Source organism: Vibrio sp. RM-41-2B (genome assembly GCF_024744415.1).
Lineage (GTDB): Bacteria > Pseudomonadota > Gammaproteobacteria > Enterobacterales > Vibrionaceae > Vibrio > Vibrio diabolicus.
Genome location: NZ_JAMQWD010000006.1, coordinates 470,492 through 486,171, shown reverse-complemented (window position 1 = coordinate 486,171; position 15,680 = coordinate 470,492). Strand labels below are relative to the sequence as shown.

The following is a 15,680-nucleotide window of genomic DNA, read 5'->3' as shown; positions in this document are numbered from 1 at the left end:
GAGAGCACGGTCATAAAATTTTACACCCTCTTAGGGGCAACCGTACTCTATAAGAAAGGTTAATCTAAATATTACTTAGCTTCGATATGATCGATCATCAATTGCAGTGATTGATTACCACGAAATTCATTCACATCCAATTTGTAAGCTAAACGTACCGTTTTAACTGATGCATCCGGCCAGCGACGCAAATCGATATTAAATGCAATGCCATCGATCATCACATTGGTAGGATGACCTTTGTAAAGCGGCTCTAACATCAATTTAAGATGCTTCTCACCCACCAGCTTTTGATGCAACACTTTAAACTCACCATCAAAGATTGGTTCAGGGAAGGCTTGTCCAAAAGGGCCACCAGACCGTAGCTGTTCAGCGACATGCATAGAGAATTCTTCAGGCTTAAGTTCACCATCTGACATGATCACGCCTTTTAGCGCCGCTTCATCGAGTTCCTTTTTTACCACTTCATCAAATAGACGGCTGAAACGTTCGAAATCCTGCTCTTTAATTGTTAAGCCTGCCGCCATCGCGTGACCACCAAATTTGATGATCAAACCTGGGTTTTGCGTGTCGATGAAATCCAACGCATCGCGCATGTGTAACCCCGGAATAGAACGACACGAGCCCTTAATTGTCCCTTCTCCGCCATCAGCAAATGCGATGACTGGACGGTGAAACTTCTCTTTGATGCGCGAGGCCAAAATACCAATCACACCTTGGTGCCAATCACGTTGGAACAAGGCTAATCCGTAAGGAAGCTCACTGCCTTCACCAAACTGGAGACGCTCGCAGAAAGCCATCGCTTCTTGCTTCATGCCTTCTTCAATCTCTTTACGAGTTTGGTTCAAACCATCCAGTTCACTTGCCATACGACGAGCGGCGTGAATGTTGTTACACATCAACAGTTCAACACCAAATGACATATCATCAAGGCGACCTGCAGCATTGATACGAGGACCTAAAGCAAAACCAAAATCGGACGCCACCAAACGACGCGCATCGCGCTTCGCGACCTCAATCAATGCTTGAATGCCAGGGCGCGCTTTGCCCGCACGAATACGCTGCAGGCCTTGGTGCACAAGAATGCGGTTGTTTTCATCCAGTGGGACAACGTCGGCAACTGTACCAAGTGCAACAAGGTCAATCAGTTCCATCAACTTAGGCTCTTGCATGCCCTGCTCAGCAAACCAATTGTGTTTTCGCATATGAACGCATAGTGCCATCATGAGATAAAACGCGACCCCGACACCAGCGAGCGCTTTAGACGGAAAATGACAGCTCTCAAGGTTTGGGTTCACCATTGCATCCACATCAGGCAACACTTGTCCCGGTAAGTGGTGGTCGGTAACGAGCACGGTAATGCCGTTTTCTTTTGCGTAACGCACGCCTTCGATTGATGACACACCGTTATCCACCGTCATGATCATCTCAGCACCAAGCTCTAATGCTTGGTCAACGACTTCTGGGCTTAACCCATAACCGTCTTCAAAACGATTCGGTACTAGGTAGTCCACATTGTGACTACCAAGCATACGCAGCGCGAGCACCGACAATGCAGAGCTCGTCGCACCATCAGCGTCAAAATCACCGACAACGATGATGCGTTTTTGTTCTTTTATTGCCTGAAACAAAAGCTCGACCGCTTGCTCAATCCCCCCGAGTTTTTGGTAAGAATGCAAACCACGAGCTGACGTTTCTAGTTGCGCAGGATCCGTAATCCCACGGTTGATGTAGATACGTTTGAGAATCGGAGGAATGGAATCAGGAAGAAGGGAAAGATCAGGTTCAGGACGTCGTTGAATTTCTATCATGCTTGAAAAGAGCCGGCGACTTTGCCGGCTCTGCTCCTAAAGGATTATTGTTGCTTTAAACGTTTCAATAGCTCTGCAGGTGGTAGGTAACCGCCAACCATTTCGCCATTCGGTAAGAAGATCGCTGGCGTACCAGAAATTCCCAATTGGCGACCTAGATTGTAATGTGATTGGATGGTTTCTTTACACTGTTTTAAGTCTTTCGCAGGGTTATCAAACGTACGATTCACTTTCGCGTTGTGCATTGCCGACTTTGGATCTTCAGCACACCAAATCGTCGCCATTTGCTCTGCCACTGGGCCAGTAGCACCTTGGCGAGGGTAAGCCATGTAACGCACTGTAATGCCTAGATCGTTATAGCCTTGCATTTGGCTGTGCAGACGCACACAGTAACCACAAGTGATATCAGTAAATACCGTCACAGCATATTTTTCATCGTCGGCTTTGTATTCAATCATGCTATCGGAGAACTGCGCGATTTTCTCCGCATTAAGCGGCGCTTGGCGCTCTGCAATGACATCTTTGTAACTACCATCGTCATTGATGGCATAAAGCGTACCGGCGATAAAATGGCTACCATCATTTGAAGCAAACAAGATCCCGCCATTAGTTTGGATTTCCAATAAACCAGCAACTTCTGATGGCTGAATATCAACGATAGATAAACCAAGCTTTGAGAACTTAGTTTTTAATGCTGCTTCATCAAAATTGCTTTGCGCAGCTGGCGCCACTTGCTGTGCAGGAGTGTCCGTTTTAGCCTGACTTTCTTCTGCACCACACGCGGTAACAAAAAATGGTAAAGTCAGCAGAGTTAGTCGGCGTAATACGCTCATGAAATTCACCTTAATATAAAATCGTTTTTCCAAGAAGACATGGATGAATCTAACCATTGTTATGCTCTTGGGTGGTGTTGACTGTGGATCTGCTTCAATCGTTCAGTCGCCACGTGAGTATAAATTTGCGTGGTCGATAAGTCACTATGTCCTAATAGCATCTGTACGACCCTGAGATCTGCGCCATAGTTCAATAAATGCGTGGCAAAGGCATGACGCAGTACGTGCGGCGACAGCTGTTCAGTGTCAATCCCTGCTATCAAAGCATAGTACTTAATACGGTGCCAAAACGTCTGACGAGTCATTTGCCTTGCGCGTTTGCTAGGAAAAACAATATCAGATGATGTATCACCAAGTAACGCAGGGCGCCCTTGTTGAATAAACGTCTCGATCCAATCTACCGCGTTCTCCCCCATTGGCACTAAGCGCTCTTTACCGCCTTTACCTGTGACACGCACAACACCTTGACGCAAACTTATGTTTTCCATAGTTAAACTGACCAATTCCGTCACACGCAAACCAGTCGCATACAGCAGTTCCAGCATCGCTTTATCCCGCAATTCCACAGGATCATTCGGGTCTGGCGCTTCGAGCAAGGCGTCCACTTGCTCTTCACTAATATCTTTGGGCAAGCGTTGTGGCAGTTTAGGACTGACCAAGAGCGCACTCGGATCATCAGCACGTACTTTCTCACGATGCAGATATTGGAATAAACGGCGAATTGCCGACAACATACGCGCACGGGACGTCTGCTTGTAATCCAAGTCTACAAGGTAGCTTTGGTATTCTTGCAAGCCAGACAAACTAATGAAATCAAGACGGTAGCGATGTTTCTCCATCCACGTGAGCAGCTTCATCAAATCATTTCGATAGGAAGTCAGCGTGTTCTCTGATAGCCCACGCTCCATCCACATCGCATCTAAGAATTGCTCAACAAGCGAAAAATCTTGTTGATTGACAGGCTGTTGTGCCGTCATGAACGCTTCCTTATCTGTTTATATTTACAGTATTTAGATTAAGGCACCTGCCGATCCAATACCATAAAAAAATCATCCCGCTTAGGATATTCGCTGCAATCTTCCTCAATTTATGGTTAGAATCTTCCACAACAGCAACACAAATAACGATGAATATAATGAAAATCGGACTCTTTTACGGCTCAACGACCTGCTACACCGAAATGGCAGCAGAGAAAATTCGTACCATTATTGGTGAAGACCTTGTCGACATTCACAATGTGAAAGAGACACCGTTATCACTAATGGCAGACTACGACTTACTACTCCTTGGCATCTCAACTTGGGACTTTGGTGAAATTCAAGAAGATTGGAATGCGATTTGGCAAGACATCGCGACAACACCATTAAAAGGTAAAGTTGTCGCGCTGTTTGGTCTGGGTGACCAAGAAGGCTACGGTGAGTGGTATTTGGACGCGATGGGCTTACTTCACGATGAATTACAAGCGACTGGCGCAACCTTTATCGGTTACTGGCCAAATGAAGGCTACGAATTTGAAGCATCGAAAGCACTGATTGAAGATGGCAGTAAGTTTGTTGGACTAGCGTTAGATGAAGACTCGCAGTACGAACTGAGTGATGAGCGCATCGAAAAATGGTGTGAACAAGTTCTTGTGGAGTTCCACGACACACTTTAATAGTGTGAACGCTTCAAAGATAAAAAATAAAAAGCCCGATGAAGTAATTCATCGGGCTTTTTAATATCTTGATAGTGCGAAGTTATTACGCTGTTTCTTGTGCTAGCTCTGGACGAGGTTTCGCGATGAAGAACATGCACACGATAGCCGCAAATGTTGGAAGCACCCAACCCATGCCCACTTCGAATAGTGGCAACATGTTAAACGCAGAAACATCAACACCCGATACTTTTGCCGCGTCAACCAACGCAAACAACAGAGATACAAGCAGTACCGCGCGGTAAGCAAAACGTGGATTTGGCAGTTTGCTGCGTACAAATGTTAGTGCAACCAACGCAATCGCCACAGGGTACAGCGCAAACAATACTGGCACTGACAGAGAAATCAGTTGTGCAAGGCCGACATTCGCAACCAACGCACAAACAGAACCGTTAATCAGTACCCATTGCTTGTATGACAGTGGCGTTTTCGAGCTGAAGAAGTCTGAACACGCAGAAATCAAGCCAATAGCCGTTGTCAAACACGCTAGTAATACAATGACAGACAGAACGATTTGACCGTATGGACCAAACAGCGCTTGAACGTATTGGCTAAGTACCAGACCACCGTTATCTGCACCAGCAGCAACAGTTGCACTCGTCGCGCCCAAGTAGAATAGTGAGATGTAAACAAACGCAAGACCGGCAGCGGCAATACAACCTGCATAGATCAGATATTTAGTCGTTGCAGAACGCTCAGTAATGCCTTTACCGCGCAGTGCATCAACCATCAGCATGCCAAACATCAATGACGCGAACGTATCCATTGTGTTGTAGCCTTCTAGGAAGCCTTTGGTCAGTGGTTGCGTTAAGTACTCACCGTGCGCGCCCAGCATGTCACCTTGAGGATCAATAAATACCGCCACTGCAAGAATGATCAAACCCACGAACAATGCCGGCGTCAGTACTTTACCGATAAGATCAATCAAACGGCCTTGGAACCATGAGAACATCATCGCCGCAATAAAGAAGATCACTGAAAATGCAGTGAGATGCGTTTGTGACGCTTCAAGGAAGAAAGGTTTCACCGCCATCTCGTAAGCCACTAGGCCAGTACGAGGCGCAGCAAACGCAGGACCGATGATGATGAAGATCAACGCAGCCATAATAACCGCTGCTTTTTTCGGAAGGTCTTGCGTTAAGTGATCCCAAGAACCACCAGCTACAGCAATAGCAACGATAGTAATAAGAGGTAGACCTACCGCTGTTAGCAAGAAACCAAACATCGCTGGCATTAAGTTTTCACCGGCTAGCTGACCCGCTAGAGGTGGAAAGATGATATTGCCCGCACCCAAAAAGAACGCAAATAGCATAAAGCCTACTGCGATAATATCTGTTAGTTTTAACGTCTGCTTCACAGATAACCCTTGTCTTTTAATTAATGAATGTTGTGTATGCTTAGACCACTTTTTGTATACCTAAAGTCAATAAGTACACGTGGTTCAATCTATAAAATTTTCGCCGCATAATGACGAAAGACTCATCATTTGGCAACCTTTAAGAAAAAAACACCATATTAATTTAGTTTTCAAACTTAAAAGCAGTGGATATAACCAGATCTAAATAACAGACCAGTTCTTTATCTCGATCAATTAACAATACAATTTAATAACCAACAAAACAACAATCTATACAATTAATAAACAATAGAGAAATTCACTTAATTATTGAGCAAACATAAAACAATCATGAAGAGCAAAAAACTGAAAACTAAAGGCTTCAATTTTAAGCAATTTTGTATTGAGGGCGGTGAGAGTGGTATGCCCGTCAGCACTGATGGGGTCATGCTTGGTGCTTGGATTCAAAGCCCGAACAACGCTCAAATTCTCGATATTGGCACTGGCACCGGGTTGCTTGCCCTGATGTGTGCCCAACGCTTTACAGAAGCTCAAGTAACCGCGGTCGATATTGAATTAACAGCCATTGAAGCTGCGCAAAAAAATGTGGTTCAGTCGCCTTGGTCAGATCGTGTGAGTGTGCACCATTCCGACATACTAGACTTTACGCCGACGCATCCATTCCAACGCATCATTTGTAATCCGCCCTACTTCAACAGCGGCGAGCAATCGAAACACAGTCAACGTGCAACCGCGAGGCACACTGATACGCTACGCCACAACGCATTGCTACAACGTTGCTATCAGTTGCTTGATGAACAAGGGAAAGCTAATTTTGTGTTACCAATCACCGAAGGCGAACGGTTTATTGAACTAGCATTACACCAAGGTTGGCATCTATCGCGAGTCTGTCGTGTACAGCCATCAGAAAAGAAACCGGTACATCGACTGTTATTTGAACTGGCGAAGCAGCCTTGCGATACTCAAGAATCACATTTAATAATTCATTCGCATGACGGTTACAGTGACGATTTCGTCCAATTAACCCGCGAGTTTTATCTTAAGATGTGAAATAACATGTGATCCTTATCACCAATCACTTTATAATGTGCGACCTTTTTGTATTCTATGCTGTTGTGGCGAACCATTAACCAAGCTTTGCTTGTGGAGAACTCATTGTGATCAGAACCTTTGCTGAACTTGATCTAGACCAAAACCTACTTGAAGCCATTGAAGAGATGGGTTACGAACGCCCAACAAAAATTCAGGCAGAAGCGATTCCACAAGCGTTGGATGGTCGTGACATTCTAGCGTCAGCGCCAACAGGTACTGGTAAAACGGCAGCCTTCGTTCTGCCAGCATTGCAATACTTGCAAGACTTCCCTCGTCGCAAGCCTGGACCTGCGCGTATTTTGATCCTAACGCCGACGCGCGAATTGGCGATGCAAATCGCTGATCAAGCACGAGCTTTGGCAAAAAACACTAAACTGAACATTTTCACCATCACAGGTGGTGTTCAATACCAAGAGCACGCCGATATCCTTGCGACAACACAAGACATTGTGGTTGCAACGCCTGGCCGTTTAAAAGAATACATTGATGCAGAGCGTTTTGATTGCCGTGCGATTGAATGGTTAATTCTGGATGAAGCAGACCGTATGCTAGACATGGGTTTTGCTCCTACTGTCGATCGTCTATCTAACGAGTGCCGCTGGCGTAAACAAACCCTTCTGTTCTCAGCAACTTTAGAAGGTAAAGGCGTAGAGGGCTTTACCGCTGATCTGTTGAATGACCCAGCAGAGATCGATGCAAAATCGCCACTGCGTGAGCGTAAGAAGATTGCTCAGTGGTACCACCGTGCTGATGATGCAGAACACAAGCTTGAATTACTAAAACACATTATTACTCAGCAAGCAGAACGCACCATTGTCTTCTTGAAGACACGTGAGCGTTTGGCAGAGCTACGAGCGCAGCTTGAGAGCGCACAGATTCCATGTTCTTGGATTCAAGGTGAAATGCCTCAAGATCGTCGTAATAACGCGATTACACGTTTCCGTGATGGCACAGTTAACGTGCTACTAGCGACAGACGTAGCGGCGCGTGGTATCGATCTTCCGGATGTGTCACACGTTATTAACTACGACATGCCACGTACGGCTGATGTCTACCTTCACCGTATTGGCCGTACGGCTCGTGCGGGTAAGAAAGGTAATGCTATCTCAATCGTAGAAGCACACGACCAACCAATGATGGATCGCGTTGCACGTTACGTGAAAGAAGACATCAAAGAGCGTTTCGTAAAAGAGATGCGTCCAAAACACAAAAAACCTGTGTTTAAGAAGAAAAAGAAAAAAGAAGACAAGAAGAAACCAGCGAAAAAGAAAACCGCTAAGAAGAAGTAATCTTGTTGGGGCGAAATAGCCCAAGCTAAAACATAACAAAGGGTTGGCACTGCCAACCCTTTTTCGTTTGTACTGATAGAGATTAACGTAGACTACGTCTCAATCAGTTTTAGTTTTGCTCTTCGCGTTTAAATACTAACTCTGTTGGTGTCGATTCATCTTCAACAAAGTAGTAACCCGCCGTATCAAACTTAGTCAGGTCTGCCACGCTCTCAATACGGTTTTCGATGATGTAACGCGCCATCATGCCGCGCGCTTTCTTCGCGTAGAAACTGATGACCTTGTATTGGCCATTCTTACAATCTTTGAATACTGGCGTGATCACTTGCGCATCTAAGTGCTTTGGCTTCACCGCTTTAAAGTATTCATTTGATGCAAGGTTGATAAGCACATTATCACCTTGAGCAGAAATCGCTTCGTTAAGCTTATCCGTAATCACATTGCCCCAAAACTGGTACAAGTTTGTGCCCTTGTCGTTTGCAAGCTTGGTACCCATTTCAAGACGGTATGGCTGCATCAAATCGAGTGGTTTTAGTAAACCATAGAGGCCAGACAACATGCGCAAATGATCTTGGGCATACTCGAAGTCCGCCTCAGATAAGGTTTCGGCGTCTAGTCCTGTGTAAACATCACCTTTAAACGCTAGGATCGCTTGTCGTGAGTTTTCTGTGGTAAACGTTTCACTCCACTCTTGAAATCGCCCGACATTCAAATCGGCAATCTTGTCGCTCACTTTCATTAAAGAGGCAACATCAGCAGGAGTCAGTTTGCGGCAAACATCGATAAGCTCTTTTGAGTATTCGACCAACTCAGGTTGAGTAAATTTTTCTGTCGCTAACGGAGACTCGTAATCAAGAGTCTTCGCTGGAGAAACTACGATAAGCATGACTTTCCCTTCTCTAATTTTGTTTTTTAATAGGGTACAAAAAAAGCCATGCATTGTCTGCATGGCTTTTTACATCGTACTAATAGCTTTCAACTATGAGTGATAGCTCACTTAGTCTTTTTTATCGTTGTACCAAATGCCTTCTTCAAGCTGAGATTTCAGCTCAGGGAAATCATTCGCATCAAACGTTGGTACTTTACCTTCACCAAGTTGGCGGTTGTAATCTTTTGCTAGCTTAATCACGATGCCAGATAGCAAGATGATTGCCACCAAGTTGACTATCGCCATCAGCCCCATCGAAACATCAGCAAGTGACCATACGACTGGGAGCGAAGCAAGTGCACCAAACATCACCATACCAAGAACAACAACACGGAAAATGCTTAGGCCCGCCTTATGGTTGTGCTCTAGGAAGATTAGGTTCGTTTCAGCGTACGAGTAGTTCGCGATGATTGATGTAAATGCAAAGAAGAAGATTGCCACGGCAACAAAGATGCCACCCCAATCACCAACTTGCGAGCTCAATGCACGCTGAGTTAGCTCGATACCCGTCACTTCTGTTGCTTGACCGACATACTCACCTGACATCAGGATGATAGCCACTGTCGCTGAACAGATAACGATCGTATCCATAAATACACCTAGCATCTGAACATAACCTTGAGATGCAGGGTGTGGTGGGTAAGGCGTTGCTGAAGCCGCCGCGTTTGGCGCAGAACCCATACCCGCTTCGTTCGAGAATAGACCGCGTTTAATACCGTTAATCATTGCCTGTGCAATCGCGTAGCCAAGACCACCTGCCGCCGCTTCTTGCAGACCAAATGCACTCTTAAAGATAAGCATTAATACATCAGGTAGCTTTTCTAGATTAGAGAACATGATGAACAGTGCTAGAGCCAAGTAAAGCAGCGCCATGATCGGAACGATCATCTCTGCGACTTTTGCGATACGCTTGATACCACCGAAAATTACAATCGCAGACAGTACTACAACCGCGATACCAACGTACAGGTCACTCCAACCAAATGCGGTGCTCATTGCATTTGCAATTGAGTTAGCTTGTACGGCGTTGAATACCAAACCAAAAGCGATGATTAGGAAAACTGAGAACAATACGCCCATCCAACGCATGCCCAGGCCTTTTTCCATGTAGTAGGCAGGACCACCACGGTAGTTGCCATCATCATCTTTGGTTTTGTATAGCTGCGCCAGAGTACTCTCTGCAAACGACGTTGCCATACCAAGCATTGCGATCAGCCACATCCAGAAGATCGCGCCAGGACCACCTGCAGTCAATGCAACTGCAACGCCCGCCATGTTACCTGTACCAACACGTGCAGCAAGACTAGTACAAAGCGCTTGGAAAGAAGAAATACCAGCTTTGTCTGCTTTACGACTGTTCTTAAGAACAGAGAACATGTGGCCGAAATGGCGGAACTGAATGAACCCTAATCGAACGGTGAAGTAAATACCAACACCAACAAGAAGATAAACCAGAATCGAACCCCAAAGGAGATCGTTCATCAAATTGATTAAGTCTGTCATGTGTACCTCAAAGTGAGTTGCGCCGGTCTATGCGTCCAAGCCATCCACCAAATTGCCTGCTAAGTGTCAAAGTGTGCTTAGCTTTTTAAGTAATGTTTATGGGCAATCTAGAATCGTAAACGTCGCTTCATGCATCCATTTTACGTACCAGCGTATTTTTTGACGGGCGGATAATGCAACCTAGGAGCGCAAAAATCAATATGCAATCACAATCATAACATTGTTATTTTTCACTATAAAGTCACCAAAAAATAACATAAATGGAAGACTTAACACCCATAAGCCGCAACATTTCAATTACCAAATGCCAACATAAATAATTATCGCCCACCAAACAGAACGGAGACCCATATAATTAAGACCAAGCTAGTATTCACAAGGTGTTACATAAATTTGCTCTAGTGCCTTACCATCTAATTGAACACTATTTCATCAAACTGGTTTTATGCAACTTTGACCTTTGCACTGTCCCCCCACTCGCCAAATCGAATTAACATTGAAAATCTCTCTATTTAATCGTTTTCTTGAGATCGTTTGTGCATTTTTTAGCCACCACATTGCCATGAAAAGTGTGATTTTGAGAATATTTTTGCACGAAAATGTCATGCTACCGACACAAATGCGAAATATATCATGGTTATTCTCACGGCTATTGTGGTACTTAAAAAACTCCACAAGGACTGGTTACAACAGTTTAGCTTAAGAAAGGTAAAGGTGGCTTATGGAAGGCTTTCAACTAGATGACATTTTTAATCTGGATACTACCTCAACAACCAAATCTCGTGCCAAACCAGTAAAGCGAAAGTGGCGTGAAATAGAAGAGATGAACGACAGGCGCAATTTGCTTAAAGAGCTACGCGAACTTGATGCCTGTACCGACTACAACTTGGAAGACATTAAACTCTAATTCAAACAAAAGGCACCTTAAGGGTGCCTTTTGTTTTTGTTTACAGTAACGGGTAAACGACTTGAGTTTAAGCGCCAGGATTTGAGTATGAGTACCGTTATTACTCAATAAGAATTTTCCTGTCTTTGGGTCGAGAAGCGCAAACGATAAATTTACGTCCAATTCTCAATAAATAAGAAATGCAGCTAACAAACCCGAGTGATACTTTCGCTCGCTCAGGTTTTATCGCACACACTTAAACATACTCAGCATCACTTTGACGCACACGTTCAGCTAACTGTTTATAACGATCGGCGATGGTGTCACCAAAAACTGGGTCATCTTCACTGACGCTCCATAAGCTTTCAACATGCTGCCAATCCTCGGTAGTGAACAGCTCCTCAATGAGAGGCAGGATTTTTCGCTCCTCTAACTCCAAGTGGCGTCTTTGTGATTCAATGAAGTCCTCTAGGTGGGCCACAAACATGTCTTGAGGCACAACAGCATCCTGCAGGATCATCTCTATCAAGGAAGCAAACTCTTTGGTTTTACTTGCTAGCTCTTGGTGTTCTTTCTCTAAGTTTTCCATGGTCTGTTGCTTACCATAGTGCTCAAGAAAGTGGTGATAGAGAATATCTTCTTTCGGATGGTGAACTTTTTCTGAATGATTAGAGAGGTAATCAACTATCTCGCTTACTAATGCGTAGTTGATCGCACGTTCTTCTTTTATCTCATTAAGTTTATGGCGCAGTATCGCCAACAGACGAACCATATAGCCGTGTTCGCGTCGAATTCTTTCGATCATCATAGCGTCTCTCCTTAACACCTACTTTTAATAAGTGTACATGAGAAATTTGCCATCAGCCTCGAGCGTGCTCAAAAAAACAGCGATAATGGCAGCATTATCGCTGTCTCTTCTTTTATAAAGTTAATGGCAAATGCCAGTTGATTGGTGCTTTTCCTTGCGAGGCAAGTAACTGGTTTGCTTGAGAGAAATGCTTACAACCAAAAAAACCTCGGTGTGCTGAGAGTGGTGATGGATGTGGTGCGGCTAACACATGATGTTTATTGCGATCAATAAAGCGCCCTTTCTTCTGAGCGTGAGAGCCCCACAATAAAAACACCACGCCTTCCTGATGCTGGTTTATCGCTTCAATCACTCGGTCAGTGAACGTTTCCCACCCCGTTTTTGAATGTGAATGCGCTTTACCTTGCTCAACCGTCAATACTGTATTGAGCAACAATACACCTTGCTCTGCCCAGCTTTGTAAGAATCCATGCTGAGGGATCTGGAATCCTTCAATATCTTGAGCCAGCTCTTTATACATATTAACGAGTGACGGTGGCGTTTTGATTCCAGGAAGCACGGAAAAGCACAAACCATGCGCCTGATTTGGACCATGGTATGGGTCTTGTCCCAGAATCACTACTTTAACATCGTTAAACTCGGTAAAACGAAACGCATTAAAGACATCTTTCGCTGGCGGGAAAATCGCTTTGCCTGCGGCGCGTTCTGCTTCTACAAAATTCAAAGTGTCTACAAAGTAGCTCTGTTTTTTCTCTTCGCCGATCACATCGTGCCAAGTGGGTGACTGATTCATGGAAAGTTCCTGTCCTAAATTTTGCTTCTATTCTAACGAGCGAAACCCAAACAAACAAAAACTTACCACGAACTTGAGAACAGTAATAAAGACTAATGCTTCTGTGGCGTTCGAAAATGCCCCTGTCCGGTAATGTGACGATTAGGCATCGGCAAACGAAGCACGCGGCGGCTATATGCGTAAGAAGCAAAAGAGAGTGGTCGAGACATAGTGGCATCCTTCTTTCTTAATTCAAATTGACTTAAGTGGCTAAGAAAGAAAGGTGCCAACTCTGTGATCACATCATTGGTTATCTATCGCCGCTAGATGAAACTGACGCAGTGCGTTGATTTCTTGCTGCCAGATGTCCGGATCAATTGTTTCTAAAATCAGAGGGATACCATCAAATCGAGGGTCTTTCGCGATGTACTCAAAGCAATCCCACCCGATCTCTCCTTTGCCTAATGAGTGGTGGCGATCCACTTTGCTGGCAAACTCAACTTTTGAATCATTTAGATGCATTGCTCTTAAATAGTGCATCCCAACAATACGGTCGAATTCCGCAAAGGTATGCTCACAATCCTCTTTAGTACGTAGATCGTAACCGGCAGTAAACGTGTGGCAAGTATCGAGACATACACCAACACGTTCTTTGTCTTCCACTTGATCGATGATTTCAGCAAGATGCTCAAACTTCCAACCTAGGTTTGTACCCTGACCAGCCGTATTCTCGATTACCGCGATCACATTCGGCACCGCTTTGTGCGCAAGATTGATAGACTCAGCGATCGTCGCTAAGCACTCCTGTTCCGAGACTTTCTTTAAGTGGCTCCCAGGGTGAAAGTTCAGCAACGTTAAACCCAATTGATTACAACGCTCCATCTCATCGATGAATGCAGCGCGTGACTTATCCAACTTATCCGCTTCCGGTGCACCTAAGTTAATTAGATAAGAGTCATGGGGAAGAATATGTTCTGCGCCGAAACCCAGCATTTTACAGTTCGCTTTAAACGCACTGATGGTTTTTGCTTCTAAAGGCTTCGCCACCCACTGGCGTTGGTTTTTTGTAAATAGTGCGAACGCATTCGCGCCAATTTCGCGAGCTCTCAACGGCGCTTGATCGACCCCACCAGCAGCAGAGACATGTGCACCAATGAGTTTATTCCCAAGCTTGTTTTTCATGTTTGTCATTTAATCACTTTAGACTTTCAGTATTGATACCTAAATACAGATAGTTGCGTTAATTAGTTTAAACTTTAAGCTCAATTTGTAGTAAATTTACAACAAAATGAGTTATTAAATATTTTTTATATTATCAAATAAATTGTAATTAGTTTGTTTTCAAAGGTTTTATTGATTTAACTCAACAAAATCACCTTAATAAAAATAATGTTTTTGGTTGTTTTTTGACTTAAATCAATATTAAAATAGTGGATATTAGCTATATAATACTCAGCTCAACGAAAATTCGAAAATTAACACCAATAATCACCACGTAAGTGGTCTAGGAGATAGTGATGATCCAAGGTATCCAAATTACAAAAGCGGCAAACGACGACCTACTAAACTCTATCTGGCTATTAGATAGCGAAAAAAATGAAGCTCGTTGTGTTGCTGCAACTGCTGGCTACGAAGCAGACCAAGTTATCGCAATCAGCGATCTAGGTGAATACGAAAGCCGTGAAGTAGCAATCGAAACAGCTCCTCGCATCGAAGGCGGTCAACACCTAAACGTGAACGTGCTTAAACGCGAAACACTAGAAGATGCAGTTGCACACCCAGAGAAATACCCACAGCTAACAATCCGTGTTTCTGGTTACGCAGTACGTTTCAACTCGCTAACTCCAGAGCAACAACGTGATGTCATCGCTCGTACTTTTACTGAGACGCTATAATCTCAATAAAATCGACTTACTCACATTTAAAAAGCTTGGTCTCAATGGCCAAGCTTTTTTTGTTTTTCCATGCATCTAACCGTTCTGTTCCTTTACGGAGCATTTCTCTGTGACGGTTCCTTCTTAAACACTTCAGCCAATGAGGTTGGGTCAAGCCTTTCTCTTTGCAACGACGCTCCTTCTGCCCACCAAATCAATTGATGTATGGTGCGATTCATATAGCTGTCCCACTGCGTCTGCTGCAGTTCATCCGCAACGACACCCTGTTCGTCAAACACTTCTTGCGCTTTCGGAATGTGAATCATCGCCGAGACAGGTAAACATCCAAGTTCAGATAAGAAGGTACGCATCGACACTGCAGCTCGAACACCACCCCATTGTCCAGCAGAATAGGTCACGATAGCACTTGGCTTATAAGAAAACAGCGAACTACCAAAATGGTTAAGCATATTAGCCAAGGCAGGACTCATCGAATGGTTATATTCCGGACTGACCATCACGTACCCATCGGCACTTTTAATTTTGTCTGCCAGTTCTCTCAAGTGGGCTGGTACTTTAGCGCGATGGTAAGCAAACTCAGGCTTAAACACGTCGTCAAAGTCGTAGTTCAATGGGTCAATGATTTCGACGGTATGTTGCGAATACTGATTCTTAAACAACGTTTCACAAGCTCTACTCACTCGCATGCCCAAGCGGGCTGGTCGTGGCGGTGTGCTGTCCCTTACTGAGCCTAGAAAAATCAAAAAATGCATGCTTCTATTTCCATCTTTAAGTTCGTTTCTCAATCATAAAGAGAATCGAGACTTACCGACA

At 44.4% G+C, this 15,680-nt stretch carries 15 protein-coding genes; 5 read left to right on the top strand and 10 right to left on the bottom strand.

Going from position 1 to position 15,680, the window contains the following annotated elements; translation table 11 throughout:
- Window positions 1-71: 71 nt before the first annotated feature.
- Genes recJ through xerD form a run of 3 tightly spaced genes read right to left on the bottom strand, consistent with a single transcriptional unit; the run spans window position 72 to window position 3,621 of the window.
- Window positions 72-1,811, bottom strand: coding sequence for a single-stranded-DNA-specific exonuclease RecJ (gene recJ, locus NB463_RS07320; RefSeq protein WP_139059938.1), 1,740 nt, complete (start codon window positions 1,809-1,811; stop codon window positions 72-74).
- A gap of 44 nt (window positions 1,812-1,855) precedes the next feature.
- Complete coding sequence (gene dsbC / locus NB463_RS07315) at window positions 1,856-2,644, bottom strand: bifunctional protein-disulfide isomerase/oxidoreductase DsbC (protein WP_047009104.1); 789 nt, start codon at window positions 2,642-2,644, stop codon at window positions 1,856-1,858.
- A gap of 59 nt (window positions 2,645-2,703) precedes the next feature.
- The gene (gene xerD / locus NB463_RS07310) at window positions 2,704-3,621 is read right to left on the bottom strand and encodes a site-specific tyrosine recombinase XerD (RefSeq protein WP_258432327.1); all 918 of its coding nucleotides are present in this window, start codon (window positions 3,619-3,621) and stop codon (window positions 2,704-2,706) included.
- A gap of 158 nt (window positions 3,622-3,779) precedes the next feature.
- Between xerD and fldB the strand changes: the two genes are divergently transcribed.
- A complete protein-coding gene (gene fldB, locus NB463_RS07305) occupies window positions 3,780-4,298 on the top strand; it encodes a flavodoxin FldB (protein ID WP_005397338.1) in 519 nt (172 codons plus the stop codon).
- Window positions 4,299-4,383: 85 nt separating this feature from the next.
- On the opposite strand, the gene brnQ is transcribed toward fldB, so the two are convergent.
- Window positions 4,384-5,694, bottom strand: coding sequence for a branched-chain amino acid transport system II carrier protein (gene brnQ, locus NB463_RS07300; protein WP_006742676.1), 1,311 nt, complete (start codon window positions 5,692-5,694; stop codon window positions 4,384-4,386).
- Window positions 5,695-6,024: 330 nt separating this feature from the next.
- On the opposite strand from brnQ, the gene NB463_RS07295 reads away from it, so the two are divergent.
- Together NB463_RS07295 and srmB are read left to right on the top strand one after the other, a co-directional pair.
- Complete coding sequence (locus NB463_RS07295) at window positions 6,025-6,744, top strand: tRNA1(Val) (adenine(37)-N6)-methyltransferase (RefSeq protein ID WP_258432326.1); 720 nt, start codon at window positions 6,025-6,027, stop codon at window positions 6,742-6,744.
- A gap of 107 nt (window positions 6,745-6,851) precedes the next feature.
- On the top strand, window positions 6,852-8,075 hold the full coding sequence (gene srmB / locus NB463_RS07290) for an ATP-dependent RNA helicase SrmB (protein ID WP_114323164.1): 1,224 nt from the start codon (window positions 6,852-6,854) through the stop codon (window positions 8,073-8,075).
- 109 nt (window positions 8,076-8,184) lie between these two features.
- Here srmB and yaaA read toward each other — a convergent pair whose 3' ends face one another.
- Together yaaA and NB463_RS07280 are read right to left on the bottom strand one after the other, a co-directional pair.
- Window positions 8,185-8,961, bottom strand: a complete 777-nt coding sequence (gene yaaA, locus NB463_RS07285) for a peroxide stress protein YaaA (RefSeq protein WP_047009102.1) — start codon at window positions 8,959-8,961, stop codon at window positions 8,185-8,187.
- A 111-nt stretch (window positions 8,962-9,072) separates the two neighbouring features.
- Complete coding sequence (locus NB463_RS07280; RefSeq protein WP_005396293.1) at window positions 9,073-10,506, bottom strand: alanine/glycine:cation symporter family protein; 1,434 nt, start codon at window positions 10,504-10,506, stop codon at window positions 9,073-9,075.
- 721 nt (window positions 10,507-11,227) lie between these two features.
- On the opposite strand from NB463_RS07280, the gene NB463_RS07275 reads away from it, so the two are divergent.
- Entirely contained in the window at window positions 11,228-11,413 is a 186-nt protein-coding gene (locus NB463_RS07275) for a DUF3545 family protein (RefSeq protein WP_005396294.1), read from the top strand.
- Between the two features lie 235 nt (window positions 11,414-11,648).
- Here the strand turns inward: NB463_RS07275 and NB463_RS07270 are convergent, their stop codons facing one another.
- The 3 genes from NB463_RS07270 to nfo all read right to left on the bottom strand — a co-directional run bounded on the left by NB463_RS07270 (window position 11,649) and on the right by nfo (window position 14,163).
- Window positions 11,649-12,200: a hemerythrin domain-containing protein gene (locus NB463_RS07270; RefSeq protein ID WP_005396296.1), complete on the bottom strand. Its 552-nt coding sequence runs from the start codon at window positions 12,198-12,200 to the stop codon at window positions 11,649-11,651.
- Between the two features lie 112 nt (window positions 12,201-12,312).
- Window positions 12,313-12,993: a uracil-DNA glycosylase gene (gene ung, locus NB463_RS07265; protein WP_258432325.1), complete on the bottom strand. Its 681-nt coding sequence runs from the start codon at window positions 12,991-12,993 to the stop codon at window positions 12,313-12,315.
- Between the two features lie 282 nt (window positions 12,994-13,275).
- Window positions 13,276-14,163, bottom strand: coding sequence for a deoxyribonuclease IV (gene nfo / locus NB463_RS07260; RefSeq protein ID WP_046873969.1), 888 nt, complete (start codon window positions 14,161-14,163; stop codon window positions 13,276-13,278).
- A 326-nt stretch (window positions 14,164-14,489) separates the two neighbouring features.
- Between nfo and grcA the strand changes: the two genes are divergently transcribed.
- Complete coding sequence (grcA, locus tag NB463_RS07255) at window positions 14,490-14,867, top strand: autonomous glycyl radical cofactor GrcA (protein ID WP_005381814.1); 378 nt, start codon at window positions 14,490-14,492, stop codon at window positions 14,865-14,867.
- A gap of 92 nt (window positions 14,868-14,959) precedes the next feature.
- On the opposite strand, the gene NB463_RS07250 is transcribed toward grcA, so the two are convergent.
- Window positions 14,960-15,619: an NADPH-dependent FMN reductase gene (locus NB463_RS07250; RefSeq protein ID WP_258432324.1), complete on the bottom strand. Its 660-nt coding sequence runs from the start codon at window positions 15,617-15,619 to the stop codon at window positions 14,960-14,962.
- Window positions 15,620-15,680: the final 61 nt, after the last annotated feature.

Excerpts from the sequence above, each read along its gene's own strand:
- recJ (WP_139059938.1), bottom strand. The coding sequence starts at position 1,811 with ATGATAGAAATTCAACGACGTCCTGAACCTGATCTTTCCCTTCTTCCT.
- dsbC (WP_047009104.1), bottom strand. The coding sequence starts at position 2,644 with ATGAGCGTATTACGCCGACTAACTCTGCTGACTTTACCATTTTTTGTT.
- xerD (WP_258432327.1), bottom strand. The coding sequence starts at position 3,621 with ATGACGGCACAACAGCCTGTCAATCAACAAGATTTTTCGCTTGTTGAG.
- fldB (WP_005397338.1), top strand. The coding sequence starts at position 3,780 with ATGAAAATCGGACTCTTTTACGGCTCAACGACCTGCTACACCGAAATG.
- NB463_RS07295 (WP_258432326.1), top strand. The coding sequence starts at position 6,025 with ATGAAGAGCAAAAAACTGAAAACTAAAGGCTTCAATTTTAAGCAATTT.
- yaaA (WP_047009102.1), bottom strand. The coding sequence starts at position 8,961 with ATGCTTATCGTAGTTTCTCCAGCGAAGACTCTTGATTACGAGTCTCCG.
- NB463_RS07280 (WP_005396293.1), bottom strand. The coding sequence starts at position 10,506 with ATGACAGACTTAATCAATTTGATGAACGATCTCCTTTGGGGTTCGATT.
- NB463_RS07275 (WP_005396294.1), top strand. The coding sequence starts at position 11,228 with ATGGAAGGCTTTCAACTAGATGACATTTTTAATCTGGATACTACCTCA.
- NB463_RS07270 (WP_005396296.1), bottom strand. The coding sequence starts at position 12,200 with ATGATGATCGAAAGAATTCGACGCGAACACGGCTATATGGTTCGTCTG.
- ung (WP_258432325.1), bottom strand. The coding sequence starts at position 12,993 with ATGAATCAGTCACCCACTTGGCACGATGTGATCGGCGAAGAGAAAAAA.
- nfo (WP_046873969.1), bottom strand. The coding sequence starts at position 14,163 with ATGACAAACATGAAAAACAAGCTTGGGAATAAACTCATTGGTGCACAT.
- grcA (WP_005381814.1), top strand. The coding sequence starts at position 14,490 with ATGATCCAAGGTATCCAAATTACAAAAGCGGCAAACGACGACCTACTA.
- NB463_RS07250 (WP_258432324.1), bottom strand. The coding sequence starts at position 15,619 with ATGCATTTTTTGATTTTTCTAGGCTCAGTAAGGGACAGCACACCGCCA.